Below are 16,847 nucleotides of genomic sequence, written 5' to 3'. Positions count from 1 at the left end.
TATGCCCTTGATTGCAATTAATAGCTTCTTCCAAAGACAACTGTATGCTTAGCAGCATCGCCGCAAACAAGACAAGTTGATTTCGTTTCAGATGGTGTGAACGGGATATTACGACTTGTTGCTCCTGTTTCTTCCTTCACTTGCGATTCACAAGCGTCAGATCCACACCAGCCAGCCAAGGCAAATCCGCGTTTCGTCTCCAAGAATGTTTTAAACTCATCGATCGTATCTACCGCAATATAGTGCTCGTCACGGAATTGCTTCGCTTTATCATACATCTGCTGATGAATCTCAGCAAGTAAATTTTGAACTTCTTGCACAAAATCAGCTTGTTGCACGATTTTCTTTTCACCGCTAACGCGAGAAACGAGTACAACAACGCCATTTTCCATGTCACGAGGACCAAGCTCTACACGGATTGGAACGCCGCGCATTTCATACTCGTTGAATTTCCAACCAGGACTTTGATCAGCACGATCATCCACTTTAACGCGAACGCCTGCCTTTTTCAGCTCTGCGTACAGCTCATCAACGCGTCCGATGACTTGTTCACGTGTTTTTGGAGGTCCGATTGGAATCATGATGACTTGTGTAGGTGCAACCTTTGGAGGTAGCACTAGACCACGATCATCACCGTGAACCATGATAAGAGCACCGATTAATCGAGTACTAACTCCCCATGATGTCGTGTGCGCAAATTGATGCTGATTCTCGCGATCAAGGAATTTGATATCAAAGGCAACAGCGAAATTCGTTCCTAGGTAATGAGACGTACCCGCTTGCACTGCTTTGCCATCTTTCATCATCGCTTCGATGGAGAATGTATCGATCGCACCCGCAAATTTCTCGGATGGCGTCTTCTGACCTACGATTACCGGAATTGCTAGGAAATCCTCTGCAAATTGGCGATATACATCCAGCATCTGCATCGTTTCGCGGCGAGCATCTTGTTCGTCTTCATGTGCGGTATGACCTTCTTGCCACAAAAACTCCGTTGTGCGAAGGAAAGGCAGTGTTCGCTTCTCCCAACGAACGACGTTCGCCCATTGATTGATGAGCAAAGGAAGATCGCGGTAGGAATTAATCCACTCGGCGTACATGTGACCGATCATTGTTTCCGAAGTTGGGCGAATAGCCAAACGCTCTTCTAACTTCTCTCCACCAGCTTCTGTTACCCATGGAAGTTCAGGATTAAAGCCCTCAACATGCTCTTTTTCCTTTTGGAAAAAGCTTTCCGGGATAAACAATGGGAAATACGCATTGCGGTGGCCTGTTTCTTTGAATTTGCTATCCAGCTCACGCTGAATATTTTCCCAAATCTCATAACCATCCGGTTTAAATACGATACAACCACGTACCGGAGAATAGCTCATCAAATCCGCTTTCTTAATAACATCTATGTACCAGCGAGAGAAATCTTCTCCTTGTGGTGTAATTTCTTTAACAAATTGCTTATCGTTTGACATAAACCCTCCCACAGATTAGGACTAGCCCTTAATCAATCGTAAAATATCATTGTACGTAACAGCTACCATCAGCAGCATGAGCAATGCAAAACCGACAAAATGAACCATACTCTCGCGATTCGGATCTATCGGTTTTCCTCTCAATGCTTCTAAGCCCATAAAGAGCAGACGGCTTCCGTCTAGAGCTGGAATTGGCAATAGGTTGAAAATACCAAGATATAGACTTAATGTAGCTGCCCAAGAAATTAAGTAAGTCAGTCCCATTTTAGCAAATTCAGCAGATACCTGAGCCGTTCTAACTGGACCGCCAAGATCATCAAGTTTGAATTGCAGCATGACAAGCTTTTGCAAGCCTGTTACGATGCCAATGGTTGTACCAACAACCTGATCATACGTCCCCGTGAATATTTCACCAATGCTAGCGCTTCTACGGTCGCCGCTAATCACAACACCAAGCTTGCCTGCACCGTCTTCCATTTCAGGTGTCACTTGTAGCGTAAGCGGATTGCCAGCGCGGTCAATGACCCATGTCATCGGCTTTCCAGCTGACGCTTGGATGGCAGTAACGAGTTTCTCGCGATCGTCACCGATAGGCTGCTTATCAATGGACATGATAATGTCACCTTTGTGCAAGCCAGCTTTCTCACCTGCTTTGCCTGCAATAACGGTATCCAGCTTCACATTTGTGAATACTCCCGACATTGCAACAACAATGAAGAACAAGACTATTGCCAAAATGAAATTCATAACTGGCCCCATCACGATCGCGAGGGCACGTTTCCCAACAGATTTGGATCCGAATTGACGGTCGTAAGGCGCGATTTGCGTTTCCGTCCCTTTGGTAACCATCATCGCTTGCGGATCAATCGGATAAGTCACCTTCTCACCATCGACATCAAGTGAAACGCGAAGCGCTCTCTCCAAATCAATGTGTTCCACGACACCAATGACGACATTGGAACGTCGATCTAATTGGTCCAAATATAAGAACGTTACTTGATTTTGTTTGTTTAATTTAATGGCAACCGTTTGTCCAGGATTTACTTGAACAATCTCCGGGTCTTCCCCAGCCATACGAACAAATCCACCAATCGGCAAAATTCGCAGCGTATATCGGGTCTCCCCCTTTTTATATGAAAAAATTTTAGGACCGAAACCAATTGCAAATTCACGAACTAAAATACCTGCACGTTTTGCAAAGTAAAAATGGCCCCATTCATGAATCGTAACAAGAACGAAAAACAACAAAATAACCTTTAACCCAACTTCAATGGCCGACAAGTCGTATTTCCTCCTTCGGGTTTTCTTCAGAAAACGATCCTATGTACGAATGACCAGATGCTTTCAGTTAAAAACCTACCTTCTAAGCATCAACTTAAGATCAGCTGTTCTGTTCTTAGATTACCACTATTGAACCGCTGAATACAAGCTATGCCCGCTCAGGTCAGTATACGAACTCCGAGAAATATTTAGACTTCTCTTCAACAGCCTAGACCTACGAAATTGAAAAAAGAGCTGAGCCCGCCTAAACTGACCTTTGCTCTTCCTAAATGGTTAGAAACGAATAGAAGCGGCGAATGATCTAGCCCATTGATCTTGCTCATGAATGTGCTCAATTGTCGGGTTCGCATACAACTCGTGTTTGTGCAACACAGCTTCAATAACGTCTTCAATTTGTAGAAATGAAATGTCTCCTTTAAGAAAACGAGCGACCGCAATCTCATTGGCAGCGTTATACACGGTAGGCGTAATGCCACCTTGTTTACCGCTTTCGAACGCCATTCGCAACAATGGGAAACGTGAGTAATCCATTTCTCGGAAATGCAGCTTACCAATCGCGGCAAGATCCAATCGCGTTGTTGGCGTCGGATATCGATCAGGGTACGTTAAAGCATACTGAATCGGAACCCGCATATCCGGATTGCCTAACTGTGCAATGACACTGTTATCCACGAATTCTACGTAGGAATGAATGACGCTTTCTGGATGAAGAATGACATTGATCTCCTCATAGGTCAAACCGAAAAGCCAATGCGCTTCAATCACTTCAAGCCCTTTATTCACCATCGTCGCAGAATCAATCGTAATTTTAGCTCCCATGGACCAGTTCGGATGTTTGAGTGCATCCTCCACCGTTACACCAACTAGTTGCTCCCGCGTACGATCACGAAAAGAACCACCAGATGCTGTAATCGTTATCTGTGCGACTTGAGGACGATTTTCACCATTTAAGCATTGAAAAATAGCCGAATGCTCACTGTCAATTGGAAGCAACGCAACACCTTTACGAGCCACCGCTTCCGTTACGATATGCCCAGCACTTACTAATGTCTCTTTGTTGGCAAGTCCAATGTCTTTGCCAGCTTCAATCGCTGCTAACGTAGGCTTCAAACCTTGACTACCTACAAGCGCACTCACGAGCAAATCAGCGTCGGTTGAAGCAGCAACTTCTAACAGTCCTTCTTCGCCATAAAGCACTTTGATATCTGAAGGCAGTTGACTTGCAACCTCTTCCGCCAATTCCTTTGTGGCAACCGACACAAGCTTGGGACGAAACTGTTTCGCCTGCTTGATGACGAGGTCACGGTTATATCCAGCAGATATCGCTTCTACTTGAAATTTTTCAGGCGAATGTTGAACGATATCCAAGGTTTGAGTCCCTATGGATCCTGTCGATCCCAAGATGGCAATTTTCTTCATATGTTTCAACCTCGCTCATGCATATTAGTTAGGAATCAAGTCGAGCAGATAAATGAATGGGAAAACGATTAACCAGCTATCCATCCGGTCAAGTACACCGCCGTGTCCAGGCAGCAGAGTTCCCGTGTCTTTAATTCCTTTTACTCGCTTATAAGCAGATTGAATTAAATCACCAACTTGTCCTACAACCGCAATGACAAATCCTAACAAAAGTGCTTTACCCACACTTAAAAGCTCTGGCGAGTACCATGCGAATGCTAACGCTAAAATCATCGCAATAACAACACCGCCTATGGCGCCTTCAATGGACTTCTTCGGGCTAATTTGCGGCCACAACGGCGTCTTACCTAGCTTGGAACCGACAAAATACGCGCCTGCATCAGATGCCCATATACATACGAAAACCATGATTGTCCAAAATAAGCCATTTTCCGCCAAACGCGCCTCAATCATATAGTTAAAACCAAAACCAATGTAAAGTACGCCTAGTAAAATGACAGACACTTGGTCAATTGTGATCTTGTTTTTGGAGGAAACTGTAATGAAGAGCAGTAAAAACATGAGTATCCACATGACTGCGGAAAACGAGAGTGTAAAGGTTACGCCTAACAGTCCCCATGGCATCGTTAAACATAAAAGCGCGATGAGTCCAACTGCAGCTGTTCCTTTATAAGCCATATACCCATTCATTTGTAAATACTCGCGATAACCAATAATCGAAACGAGTACAATCAAACCTGCATACCACAAATCACCGAGTACGAGAAGTGTAATAAATGCGAGACCGGCAATAACGCCTGTGATAATCCTTTGCTTCAAGTTGAATCCCCCTAGATGAACAACGTTTATCTCTAAGCCATCCATGTGTAGTGACAAAAAGATACACAATCAAATGTTAAATACCACCGTATCTTCTACCGCGGCGCTGATATTCAGCAATGGCTTGCATAAATAAGTCCTCTGTGAATTCTGGCCAATAGGCATCTGTGAACCAAAATTCCGAATAAGCTAATTGCCACAGCAGAAAATTACTTAATCGCAGCTCCCCGCTCGTTCGAATTAACAAATCGGGATCAGGCAAATCCGACGTTAACATGTAAGAAGAAAAGAGTGATTCATCCAGTTCATCCGGCTTCAAGTTACCGTTTTGCACATCTTTCATCATATCCTGAACGCCTGCAATGATTTCCTTACGACCGCCATAATTTAAGGCAAAATTCAGAATGAGACCCGTATTATCCTTCGTCCGCTCGATCGCACCTTCGATTGCTTTCAGCGTGTGCTCAGGTAAGCCTTCTTTCCAACCGGTCATGCGAATACGCACATTGTTTTGAATCAATTCTTCAATTTCCAAAGGAAAAAATTCTTGTGGAAGCTTCATTAAGAATTCCACTTCATCTTTCGGTCGCTTCCAGTTTTCCGTGGAGAAAGCATACATCGTCAAGACTTTGACACCAATATCATTGGCTGCCATCGTAATCTTCTTGACATTTTTCATGCCCGAATGATGACCGGCAACACGAGGCAAGCCTCTTTTCTTGGCCCATCGACCATTGCCATCCATAATAATCGCAACATGTGCCGGGACTTTGTCCAACTCTATCTCAGGGGTCGCAACAGACACATTCTTACTCGTTTGGGTTAACCACTTCTTAAATAGTTTGAGCACAGTTGTTCCTCCCAACTAGGGAAAGATGAAAAACCCCCAGCGAATGGTTACCCGGGGGCATATCTATCTTATACTTCCATGATTTCTTTTTCTTTAGCAGCCAAAACTTTCTCAACTTCAGCTACGAATTTATCAGTGAATTTCTGAATATCCTCTTGATGCTTACGGGATTCATCTTCAGAAATACCTGCTTTTTCAAGCTTTTTAATTTCGTCGTTCGCATCGCGGCGAATGTTACGAATGGCAATTTTGGCTTCTTCGCCAAATTTCTTCGTCATTTTCACCAAGTCACTACGACGTTCTTCTGTTAGGGCAGGGATAACAATACGGATGACGATACCGTCATTCGATGGTGTTAAGCCAAGGTCGGACTTCATAATTGCCTTCTCAATGGAAGACATAGAGCTTTTATCCCATGGTTGAATGAGAAGTGTACGTGAATCAGGTGTAGTCAAATTTGCCAATTGATTAACTGGCGTCATCGCACCATAGTATTCCACTTGAATGCGATCCAATAATGATGGAGTAGCACGTCCCGCACGAAGAGAAGTCAAATCTCTTCTTAGCGCGCCAATCGCTTTATCCATCCGATCTTCTGCGTTCTTCTTCACTGACTGCGGCATGGTTTATACACTCCCTTTAACTGTAGTCCCAATTTTCTCGCCAAGGACCACTCGTTTGATATTCCCTTTTTCCGTGATGTTGAACACAACCAACGGAATGTTGTTATCCATACAAAGGGAAGATGCAGTAGAGTCCATGACACCAAGGTTGTTGCTAATAACTTCCATATAGGTTAACGTTTCGAACTTCTTAGCTGTTGGATCTTTGAATGGATCAGCCGAGTACACGCCATCCACTTTGTTTTTAGCCATAAGAATGACTTCTGCTTCAATCTCTGCAGCTCTTAAGGCAGCTGTTGTATCTGTCGAGAAATAAGGGTTACCTGTTCCCGCGGCAAAAATAACAACTCTACCCTTTTCAAGATGACGCATAGCTCTTCTACGTATGTAAGGCTCAGCGACTTGTTGCATAGTAATGGAGGACTGGACTCTTGTGGGTACCTCAATGTTTTCCAATGCATCCTGCAAGGCCAGTGAATTCATGACAGTAGCAAGCATTCCCATGTAATCCGCTGTTGCGCGATCCATGCCCTTCTCACTACCAGCGATTCCGCGCCAAATATTCCCGCCGCCAACAACGATAGCAACCTCAACATTTAATTCTACTACATCTTTTACTTGTTGAGCAATGGAGGTGATGACTTCTGAATCAATGCCATATCCCTGCTGTCCTGCTAAAGCTTCGCCGCTCAATTTAAGCACTATTCTTTTATAAAAAGGTTGACCCAACTTGTATGACCTCCGTTTCCATGCATACCAATCTCTTTAAGGGCTAAAAAAGAAGGAACACCAAGTGTTCCAACTTTTTTAACATATTAGAATTATAGTTTAACTTGGGACATAACTTCTTCCGCAAAGTTTTCTTGTTTTTTCTCAAGACCTTCACCAAGACCGAAACGTACGAAACGACGGATGGAGATGTTCTCGCCGATAGCTGCGATTTTCTCATTCAACAATTGGTCGATTGTTTTGTCTGGATCTTTAACGAATTGTTGCTCCATCAAGCAGAACTCTTCGTAGTATTTACCAATGCGGCCTTCAACCATTTTGTCGATGATTTTCTCTGGTTTACCTTCATTCAAAGCTTGGTTGCGAAGAATTTCTTTTTCTTTTTCCAAAGCTTCTGTTGGTACTTCTTCACGACGAACATAAGTTGGGTTTGCAGCTGCAATGTGCATTGCGATGTCTTTACAGAACGTTCTGAATTGCTCTGTTTTACCAACGAAGTCTGTTTCACAGTTAATTTCAACTAGAACGCCAACTTTACCGCCAGCGTGGATGTAAGATTCTACAGCGCCTTCTGTAGCGATACGTCCAGCTTTGTTAGCTGCTGCAGAAAGACCTTTCTCACGAAGAATCTCACCAGCTTTCGTGATATCACCGTTTGCTTCTTCAAGTGCTTTCTTGCAATCTAACATTCCTGCACCTGTTTTTTCACGTAATTCTTTTACTTGTGCTGCTGTAACTGCCATGTAAGAAACCTCCTGAGAATAGTTATTGTCTATATGTAACACCAGTGTATTCTTTAAAAAAAGGGTGGTGACAGGCTGTTACACCTTCCAACCACCCTTTTCACAATGCTATAATTTTAAGCTGTTGTTTGCTCGCCTTGGTGTGCTTCGATAACTGCATCAGCAATTTTCGCTGTTAGCAATTTAACCGCGCGAATCGCGTCATCGTTACCTGGAATCACGTAATCGATTTCGTCTGGATCACAGTTTGTATCTACGATACCAACGATTGGGATACCCAATTTACGAGCTTCTGCTACAGCAATACGCTCTTTACGAGGATCGATAATGAAAAGTGCGCTTGGCAGACCTTTCATGTTCTTGATTCCGCCTAGGAATTTCTCAAGACGCTCTTTCTCTTTGCGAAGAATGATAACTTCTTTCTTAGGAAGAACTTCGAAAGTGCCATCCTCTTCCCATCTTTCAAGAGTTTTCAAGCGATCGATACGTTTTTGAATTGTTGAGAAGTTTGTAAGTGTACCACCCAACCAACGTTGGTTGATGAAGTACATGCCACAACGTTCTGCTTCTTCAGCAACTGAATCTTGAGCTTGTTTCTTAGTTCCTACGAAAAGAAGTGTACCGTTCTCTTCTGCAACAGATTTAACAAAGTTGTAAGCTTCTTCAACTTTTTTAACCGTTTTTTGAAGATCGATGATGTAAATACCGTTTCTTTCAGTAAAAATGTACTTGTCCATTTTCGGATTCCAACGACGTGTTTGGTGACCGAAATGTACGCCAGCTTCTAAAAGCTGTTTCATGGAGATAACTGCCATCCCCAATCCCTCCTCTAAGTGGTTTATTTGGTATCCGCCGCCTGTCGCATCTTTGCATAAAACCTACCGAAGTAAGCACCGTTATGCAAATTGACTGGCGTGAGTTTTTAACACCGTGAATAAATATACCACAACTGAAAACAAGGTGCAACCATTAATCATGAATGTCATTCTGCCCTTGAAATGGCATGATTATGTATATATAAACAAAAAAAGATCTCTATAAGAAGATCCTTTTGAAAGACTTATGATTGTTTGGTAATTAGATTCGTAACAATAGCTTGCACATCAAGAACACCTACAAACTCATGATAACCTACTTGAATTTTGGTGTTTCCTCCATGTTTGTCAAGCTCCGTAACAAATGCTTTACGATCAGTGATCACACCTGAATTAACTAGAAGATCCGCAACAGCAGTTGCATCAAGATTAGGCTGCACATAAATAACGACCTTTGAAGGAGCCGCGGGCGAAGTCGCTTTCGGTTGATCTTGTGGTTTTGCCGCAGCTAGCTTATCCGCTTCCTCTTTAAGCTTCTTCTGAATAGCAGCATCCAATTCCGGCTGGGTATACACTTTTACATTCTTCTCTAAAACTTGATAGTATTTAGAAGCTTCTTCTTTTAGCTTTTGTGGATCCATTTCATCTAATGCGATACCTGACTGACTTGGTGCAGTCGGCCGAATGAGCATCACTTGAAGAAGGATAGCACCTAAAATAATACCGATACCGATTCCTGACATTAAAGCTCTATTTTTAAACACGTGTCCGTTCCTCCTGTCTCGAAAGCTGAAGGATCAAACTGACCTCGCCTTTATTCATACTGAGCTTTTTAGCAATAGCCTCGACGCTTTTCCCTTGATCATGTAAAGCAAACAATTCAGCATATCGACTTTTCATGCTTAAACCTACATAAGCAGGCTCTTCCACGACAGGTTCAGGAACAGTCAGATCAACTTGAACAGTTGTATGAATCTCAGGTTGATTCGGCTTTTGCAAAGCACTAACGACCTCACTTGGGTTAGGCAATGGCTGCTGGTTAACATGAAGAGTCGTAAGTTCTTTCGAGAGCTCGTGCTTTTGTCTCTCCAAGGTTTCCAGACGCCCAGCTAATTTGGCAAGCTCCACTTCATAATCTTTCTTCGTTTTTGAGAATAGATCAAGCATTGCTTGATTTTGTTCATCCATTTCAGCGGCGAAGTGTTCAATCGTGTCTTCGATTTCTTGCACAACCGTTGCTTTTGCGGATGAAGCCGTCGCTTCCTCTTTCGGGATAAATCTTGCATAAACAATCATCACAAGACCCAGAAGGATGACGTATAGCACCGGCTGCATTACCATGGAGTTCACCTTTTTCTATAGCAAGTTAGAGAGATAAATCAATATGATGACCTTTATAGGGATGTTCGGGTTGATGTTCCGTGTCCGTTGAAGCACTCTCAACTGCTCCCTTGGTCTTCCCCTTACCCGATTGTGATTTTCTCTGATCACGACGATCCAGAATATCTGAACGTCCACTCTCTTCGAGTTTACTGGTTCGTTGTCTATCGTGTTCAGTTGTTTGTGTGGCTTGATTTTCTAAAATAATGCCATCCTGCCGCGGTTTCTGCATCAATTGATTTTGCTTAATACCCGCCTCATCGTTCTTGTGTACAGCGAATTGTAAATCGATGGCTTTAAAACTCATCGTTTACTCCCTCCCTTTTTACACGTTTGCACTCATTGAAATATCGCCATCGCTTAATCGGAAAGTCATTCGGTTCGTTGGATCCTTAATGAATTTCGTGTAACGCCCGATAACAATTTTCGTGCCACCATAAACAGTTGATATTACTTGAACTTTGGCATTCTCAGAATCCTCAAGCGATTTCTCAATCTCCAAAATACGTTCCTTGATCGAAGTTTGCTCGTCAAAGGATTGCTTTTTGGTATTATTGAGCTTAATACGCATGGCTAATTTATCAGGACTTAGCTGACCGGCTGCGGCCAATTGATCCAGTAAAGAAAGCGCTTTACTCGTCTTATCCATATTCTCAGCCAAAGATTTCAGTTGGCTCCGAAGGTGAATCATTTCATTACGAAGCTCTGGCAAGACACCAACTTCAATCACGGTTGTCGTTGACATTGAATTGCCGATCGTTCTAGCAGTAACACGTTCTCCCGCTTGAATCGTTCCGCCAACAATTAAACCTTTTGCCCCAACACAATTCACATTCTTGCCTGCTCGCACGGTTGAATGCATGATACTTTGAGAAACAGTAAGCTCACCTGCGGCTTCGATCGTTGCGTCTTGGATGAATGCACTTTTTACATTTTTACCTGCTTTGATCAATGCTTTGTTCTGACCAACAATTCCAGCTGATATTTCAATGGAACCTTCTGCTTCAAGCTCCGCGGCTTCTACACCGCCTGTTACACGAATATCTCCAGCTGCACGAATTTTGAACCCAGGAAGCACGTTGCCTCTAACGACAACCGTCCCGATAAAATCAATATTCCCTACATTATAATCAACATTCCCATTGATCTCATAAACGGGGAACACATTAATTTTATCTCGATCCGTACGTACTACCATGCCATCAATGGTTGCATAAAGTCCCATTTGCTCAGCGTCCATCACGACATTTTTACCTACTTTGAATCTTGCTTCTTTGCCCGCTTTTGTAAATAGCGTCTCTCCTGTAACTGCACGGCCTGGAGAGCCCGTCGTAGCTAAGAAACGTTGGCCGATTAATTGCCCTTTTCTTACATTATGAAGTGATACAACTTCTTTATAGTTGACCCGGCCGTCATCCAGCTCCAAAGGTTTTTTGTCATTGTCATCAAAATCAAAAGATAATTTAATATAGCCATTCTGACCTTCGATCGGCTTAGTTCCTGATGCGATTAATGTCTTTGTATGAGTATACGCTCTAGGATTTGCTGAAATTTCAGCAAGTACAACTTGGTTAACACCATGTATAATGCGGTTTTTTTGAACCAAATCCATTAATTGCCCAATAGACACTTTAAACGTATCATCTGTATTACTGATCAGCATATGCGCAAATAATTTGTCATCAGATACAGTAATACTAATGTAGTAATCCAAAGGCATGTTCCCTTCAGTCACGGACATACCACCCTTTCCATACTTTCAGAATAAGATTAATTATCTTGAAAAAGTTGATTTTTAAATCGTCCGAGTACACCTTTGAGTCTTAAAATTGCTTTAGAATGTAGCTGGGAAATACGTGATGGAGATAAACACATAACCTCAGCAATTTCACTTAAGGATAATTCTTCGAAATAAAATAGAGAAACAACCGTTCTCTCTTTCTCCGTCAATCGATCAATCGCTTTCGCCAACGATTCCTTGAGATAAAACTCGTTTACTTGAGATTCTGGGTTTTTCGCTTTCTCGTCAACAATTAGGGAAAGTCTAGTTTCCGTTTCTTCTTCACGGATGGGATCATCAATCGAACAAATCGTAGTAATGGATATATCCTGAAGCATCTGTTGAAAATCCTGTTCACTGATTTGCAGATAGGAGCTAATCTCAGTATCTGTAACAGATCGAAGATGCTGCTGCTCCAACTTTTGATACGCTTCTTCTACTTTCTTAGCTTTTTCCCTAACAGACCTTGGCACCCAATCCCCTTGACGTAGACCATCAATGATAGATCCACGAATTCTCCAAGAAGCATAGGTTTCAAATTGCAAACCTCGCGCATAATCAAACTTCTCAATGGCATCGATTAAGCCCATCACACCGAAGCTGGACAAGTCGTCTTTGGAGACACTTTTAGGAAGACCTATAGCTAATCTACCTGAAACATACTCCACTAAAGGTAAATAATTTTCAATGAGAGCTTGTCTCGCCGCAATTAAGCCATGTTCCTTCCATTGCTTCCACAATTCAATATTCGCTAGCTGAACTTGCTTTTGATCAATCATGAGTTAAGATTCACCATCCTTAATCTTCAGACATTCGCCTCAAGGCACCCGCCAGTTGTTCAGGGTCCAAATTATTCTTGGTGACTAGCTTAGGTGGATTCAATGGTGAAAATTGCGTTTCATTAGAATGTGCATCTTTGGTCGTGTTCCCATGGATCGCTTTCATCATTTCCCGAGTTTCCTCATCTTCATCAGGTGTGCTCAAATCTAGGTTTTGACCAATAGCGGCTGAAGAATCTCCATGTGTCGAATCCCCTATAGAAGAAACCGGTCCAATCAACAACCCTAACACCCATCTAAAACCAAATGTGATTACGAATAAAATAAGGAAGCTGTATCCACTTTTGATGCAGGAGGAAATAAATAAGTTATTGCCTATCGATAAGGCAAATGTAAAAATTCCTGCTAACAAGGCGACGATGAAATTTATTCGTATAGTTCCAATCATCATTAAATTTCCTTTACTCCCAATTGAACACTACGGATCAGTAAAATGCCTGTCGCACTAAAAAACTCAATCGTACGACCATAATTTGCTCCTGTATCCTCAGCTAGGATTGGAATCTTGTATCGATTCAACATTTCTTTACAAGATTCTACATTCCTCGGTCCGATTCTCATCGTATCATTATTTCCTGCAAATGCAAACATCTGAGCACCGCCAGCAAGCTTGGCTTCAAGTTTGCTAATATTGGCCCCTGCCTTTTCCATTCTAGAAATAAGTTCAGGGATTGCCGTATCCGCATACTTAGCAATGTTCACCGAGCCTTCACGTGCGATTTCAGATGAAGGCAGCATCACATGAGCCATTCCAGCTACTTTGGATCGGCTATCATAGAGGGTAAGCCCTACACATGAGCCCAATCCTGTTGTCTTCAATACACCAAGTTGTTGAGCAACATTTAAGTCAGCCATACCAACTTTAATTAAGTTATCTTGCGTCATGGAGAGACTACCCCTAATGCCGAAAAGATTTTACCAAACGATTCCGGATCAGGGATTAAGAAAAAGTGCCCTTGCACTTCATTGTCCCCTTCCAAAAATTTAGTATCAATGAGAAGAGCCTGGTCTCCCATTTGACCAAATTGCAATAAACCATAGCTTAAAATTGCACCAGCCATGTCAATCGCCAGCGCTGGAACTGTCGGCTGCATATTTAAATTCGTAAAATCAGCAAGTGACGATAAATAAGACCCGGCAAGGATATTGCCAATTTCATTCAGCGCAGATAATTCAAGTTCGGAGTATTCTTCTTGATCCTGAAGCGATAGACCAACCAAGTCTCTAAGCATATTTTTGGCAGCATCCAAGTCTAATATGAAGAACATATTGCCTGGTGCATCCCCTTCTACTCTTAGAAAGATAGCCAGAACCACCGTCTCGGCGCCGCCAACACTTTCGCAAATTTCTTCGAAAGGCAGCATTCTTACTTTAGGAACAAGCATATCAATTGGCTTATCTAAGAGGGTTGAAAGCGCAGTAGCAGCATGCCCCGCGCCTATGTTACCTACTTCTTTAAGCACATCTAATTGAAAATCCTCTAGCTGGCTTAGAACGTCCACAAGCTATTCCTCGAATCTTTCAAGTTGTTGAATTTCACTACGATTTAAGACTTGCTCAAGGTTAAGAAGCACCAATAGACGATTCTCTCCAACACGTGCAATACCATCCAAGTATTTCGCTTTAATGCCACCAACGACTTCTGGCGGTGTATTAATATTGTCGGTATCGACATCAATAACGTCATTAGCTGAATCAACAATCAGTCCTACTTCAAATTCTGCAGCAGAAACGATAATAATACGCGTTGCATCCGTAGTGGATACTTCTTCAAGTCCAAATCTAGCACGCAGATCAATAATTGGAATGACAACACCACGTAAATTAATTACACCTTTAATAAATTCCGGTGCTTTCGGCACACGTGTCATTGGTTGCATTCTTTCAATCGTTCTAACCTTTTCTACCTCAACACCATACTCTTCCGATCCAAGTGCGAAGACAATTACTTTTTTTTCTTCTCCCATTTTGAAATCCTCCTTATTGAATATGGTTCTATTTAATTAATGCATTAGGATCAATGATTAAGGCAACTTGCCCATCCCCAAGAATGGTTGCTCCTGAAATTGCGAAAATGCCAGTTAAATATTTGCCTAAAGTTTTTAACACGATCTCTTGTTGTCCGATAAATTCATCCACCATGAGGGCAACTTGTTTGTCACCTTTGCGAACAACAACGATTTCTGTTTCTTCTTCCAAATCCTCATTGAAATCTGGAACTTGGAATAAGGAGCTCAGGGATACTAATGGAATGACGGATTTACGATAATCAATCATTTTAGTTCCTTGGATATTGCGAATTTGGGACTTCTGAATAGCAGAAGTTTCTACGATAGAAGACAATGGAATCGCATATTTCTCGCTGCCCAAGCGAACTAGCATTGCGGAAATAATAGATAGCGTCAACGGCAGCTGCACAGAAAATTTGCTTCCGAAGCCAGGCTTGGAATCAACCTGAACATGTCCACCCAACATTTGAATCTTCGTCTTCACTACGTCTAAACCAACGCCGCGACCAGAAATGTCGGAAATTTTCTCAGCCGTACTAAAGCCAGACGCGAAAAGTAGGTTATACACTTCATGATCCGTTAATTTTGCTGCTTGTTCAGGAGTTACGAGACCATTTTTCAGCGCAGTTTTCAATACTTTCTCACGGTAAATCCCTTTGCCATCTTCCTCGATCTCAATAAAGACGTGATTTCCACTGTGGAAGGCGCGAAGCTGTATCGTTCCTTGCTCAGGTTTACCAGCTGCCACGCGATCACTGATCGACTCGATTCCGTGATCGACTGCATTTCGCAATAAGTGGACTAGCGGATCGCCAATCTCATCTATAACTGTACGATCTAATTCTGTATCCGCGCCTGTGATAACAAGGTCAACCTTCTTATCCAAAGATTTGGCCAAGTCTCTGATCATACGCGGGAATCTATTAAATACAGAATCTACTGGAACCATGCGAAGCTTCAAAACGATATTTTGCAAATCGCTGCTAACGCGCGACATGTGTTCTACCGTTTCCGTCAAATCATTACGTTTCACTTCGCTCGCTAATTGCTCTAGACGCACTCGGTCAATTAATAGCTCGCTGAATAAATTCATTAGTGTGTCTAAACGCTCTATATCAACACGAATCGTACGGCTTGCAACTGGCGCTCCCCCCGCAGCTGGTTTAGTAGCAGCTGTAACAGCTGGTTCGGCCGCTTTTGGTGCAGGTGCTTCAGGCGCAGGTACGGTTTCCGCAACAGCCGCAGCGATTTCTTGACGTGCTGTTTCGATCTCAGTAGCCGGTCGTGATAGTTCAGCAAGTGACTCTGTGTCTACTGTAATAATAACGGCAGACGCAATCTCAGAAACATTTAAAATCTCTTTCTCTAGCGTCGCTTGATCTACTTTTGAAATAAAGTAGAGTGAGAACGAGCGGTCAAACTTCTCTTGCTCAATTTCTTGCACAGTAGGCGTTGATTTAATAATTTCGCCCATTCTTTCCATTGCATCGAACACCATGTAAGCGCGCGCTGCTTTTAATACACAGTTTTCGTTGACACTAACTTCGATATAGAATACTAGAAATCCAGAATCGATAGACTGTTGAAGAATTGAATATTGAAACTCATCTACTTCAATGCCTTTCGCTGGTTCTTTGACAGCAACAGCAGTTGCAGGAGCTTGTGCTTTATTGTAGTCACCTGTCACGATGGATCTCAAAGAAGATACAATTGGACTTACGTCTGCTTTACCTGTACCGCCTTGAATGATATCTTCCACCATGGATTCCAAGGAATCCAAGCTTTTAAAAATACAATCGAATATGTAGGGGTCCATCTCAATTTTGCTATTACGTACAAGGTCTAGCACATTTTCCATATCATGTGTAAGTGCCGCGATGTCTTCAAATCCCATCGTTGCGGACATCCCTTTTAACGTATGAGCTGAACGAAAAATGTTATGTACAATACTTATGTCTTTTGGACTACTTTCTAGATTAAGAAGATTTTCATTCAATGATTGCAAATGCTCTTTAGATTCATCGATAAACATCGACAGATATTGACTAAGTTCCACTACCACACACCTCCAATAGAATCATTCAGTACCCTATG

The 16,847-nt window shown here is 42.5% G+C and carries 19 protein-coding genes; all 19 read right to left on the bottom strand.

Features of this window, described 5'->3' with window-relative positions; genetic code table 11:
• Positions 1-17: 17 nt before the first annotated feature.
• Entirely contained in the window at positions 18-1,466 is a 1,449-nt protein-coding gene (proS, locus tag AC58UX_RS19350) for a proline--tRNA ligase (RefSeq protein WP_497255619.1), read from the bottom strand.
• 21 nt (positions 1,467-1,487) lie between these two features.
• A complete protein-coding gene (gene rseP / locus AC58UX_RS19345) occupies positions 1,488-2,747 on the bottom strand; it encodes an RIP metalloprotease RseP (RefSeq protein WP_497255617.1) in 1,260 nt (419 codons plus the stop codon).
• Positions 2,748-3,020: 273 nt separating this feature from the next.
• Positions 3,021-4,166 carry a 1-deoxy-D-xylulose-5-phosphate reductoisomerase gene (locus AC58UX_RS19340; protein ID WP_497255615.1) on the bottom strand — a complete coding sequence of 382 codons (1,146 nt, stop codon included), beginning with the start codon at positions 4,164-4,166 and terminating at the stop codon, positions 3,021-3,023.
• A gap of 24 nt (positions 4,167-4,190) precedes the next feature.
• Entirely contained in the window at positions 4,191-4,985 is a 795-nt protein-coding gene (locus AC58UX_RS19335) for a phosphatidate cytidylyltransferase (RefSeq protein ID WP_497255613.1), read from the bottom strand.
• Between the two features lie 76 nt (positions 4,986-5,061).
• A complete protein-coding gene (gene uppS, locus AC58UX_RS19330; protein ID WP_497255611.1) occupies positions 5,062-5,835 on the bottom strand; it encodes an undecaprenyl pyrophosphate synthase in 774 nt (257 codons plus the stop codon).
• A gap of 68 nt (positions 5,836-5,903) precedes the next feature.
• A complete protein-coding gene (gene frr / locus AC58UX_RS19325) occupies positions 5,904-6,458 on the bottom strand; it encodes a ribosome recycling factor (protein ID WP_056625017.1) in 555 nt (184 codons plus the stop codon).
• Between the two features lie 3 nt (positions 6,459-6,461).
• A complete protein-coding gene (pyrH, locus tag AC58UX_RS19320; protein ID WP_065853842.1) occupies positions 6,462-7,187 on the bottom strand; it encodes a UMP kinase in 726 nt (241 codons plus the stop codon).
• 92 nt (positions 7,188-7,279) lie between these two features.
• Positions 7,280-7,930, bottom strand: a complete 651-nt coding sequence (gene tsf, locus AC58UX_RS19315) for a translation elongation factor Ts (protein WP_497255608.1) — start codon at positions 7,928-7,930, stop codon at positions 7,280-7,282.
• A gap of 116 nt (positions 7,931-8,046) precedes the next feature.
• A complete protein-coding gene (rpsB, locus tag AC58UX_RS19310) occupies positions 8,047-8,745 on the bottom strand; it encodes a 30S ribosomal protein S2 (protein WP_497255606.1) in 699 nt (232 codons plus the stop codon).
• Between the two features lie 245 nt (positions 8,746-8,990).
• Positions 8,991-9,509 carry a hypothetical protein gene (locus AC58UX_RS19305; protein ID WP_497255604.1) on the bottom strand — a complete coding sequence of 173 codons (519 nt, stop codon included), beginning with the start codon at positions 9,507-9,509 and terminating at the stop codon, positions 8,991-8,993.
• The gene (locus AC58UX_RS19300; protein WP_497255602.1) at positions 9,502-10,080 is read right to left on the bottom strand and encodes a hypothetical protein; all 579 of its coding nucleotides are present in this window, start codon (positions 10,078-10,080) and stop codon (positions 9,502-9,504) included. The genes AC58UX_RS19305 and AC58UX_RS19300 overlap by 8 nt, the downstream gene beginning before the upstream one ends.
• 31 nt (positions 10,081-10,111) lie before the next feature.
• On the bottom strand, positions 10,112-10,432 hold the full coding sequence (locus AC58UX_RS19295; RefSeq protein ID WP_497255600.1) for a hypothetical protein: 321 nt from the start codon (positions 10,430-10,432) through the stop codon (positions 10,112-10,114).
• An 18-nt stretch (positions 10,433-10,450) separates the two neighbouring features.
• Entirely contained in the window at positions 10,451-11,860 is a 1,410-nt protein-coding gene (locus tag AC58UX_RS19290; RefSeq protein ID WP_497255598.1) for a flagellar assembly protein A, read from the bottom strand.
• A 35-nt stretch (positions 11,861-11,895) separates the two neighbouring features.
• On the bottom strand, positions 11,896-12,684 hold the full coding sequence (locus AC58UX_RS19285) for a FliA/WhiG family RNA polymerase sigma factor (RefSeq protein ID WP_497255596.1): 789 nt from the start codon (positions 12,682-12,684) through the stop codon (positions 11,896-11,898).
• 19 nt (positions 12,685-12,703) lie between these two features.
• On the bottom strand, positions 12,704-13,135 hold the full coding sequence (locus tag AC58UX_RS19280; RefSeq protein WP_497255594.1) for a hypothetical protein: 432 nt from the start codon (positions 13,133-13,135) through the stop codon (positions 12,704-12,706).
• On the bottom strand, positions 13,135-13,629 hold the full coding sequence (locus AC58UX_RS19275; protein ID WP_497255592.1) for a chemotaxis protein CheD: 495 nt from the start codon (positions 13,627-13,629) through the stop codon (positions 13,135-13,137). The genes AC58UX_RS19280 and AC58UX_RS19275 overlap by 1 nt, the downstream gene beginning before the upstream one ends.
• Complete coding sequence (locus AC58UX_RS19270) at positions 13,626-14,246, bottom strand: chemotaxis protein CheC (protein ID WP_497255590.1); 621 nt, start codon at positions 14,244-14,246, stop codon at positions 13,626-13,628. The genes AC58UX_RS19275 and AC58UX_RS19270 overlap by 4 nt, the downstream gene beginning before the upstream one ends.
• Before the next feature lie 3 nt (positions 14,247-14,249).
• Positions 14,250-14,711, bottom strand: a complete 462-nt coding sequence (locus tag AC58UX_RS19265) for a chemotaxis protein CheW (RefSeq protein ID WP_497255588.1) — start codon at positions 14,709-14,711, stop codon at positions 14,250-14,252.
• A 28-nt stretch (positions 14,712-14,739) separates the two neighbouring features.
• Positions 14,740-16,809 carry a chemotaxis protein CheW gene (locus tag AC58UX_RS19260; protein WP_497255586.1) on the bottom strand — a complete coding sequence of 690 codons (2,070 nt, stop codon included), beginning with the start codon at positions 16,807-16,809 and terminating at the stop codon, positions 14,740-14,742.
• Between the last annotated feature and the right edge of the window lie 38 nt (positions 16,810-16,847).

The sequence above is a fragment of the Paenibacillus sp. J22P90 genome, from assembly GCF_059692195.1.
This window is presented reverse-complemented; position numbering and strand designations above follow the sequence as displayed.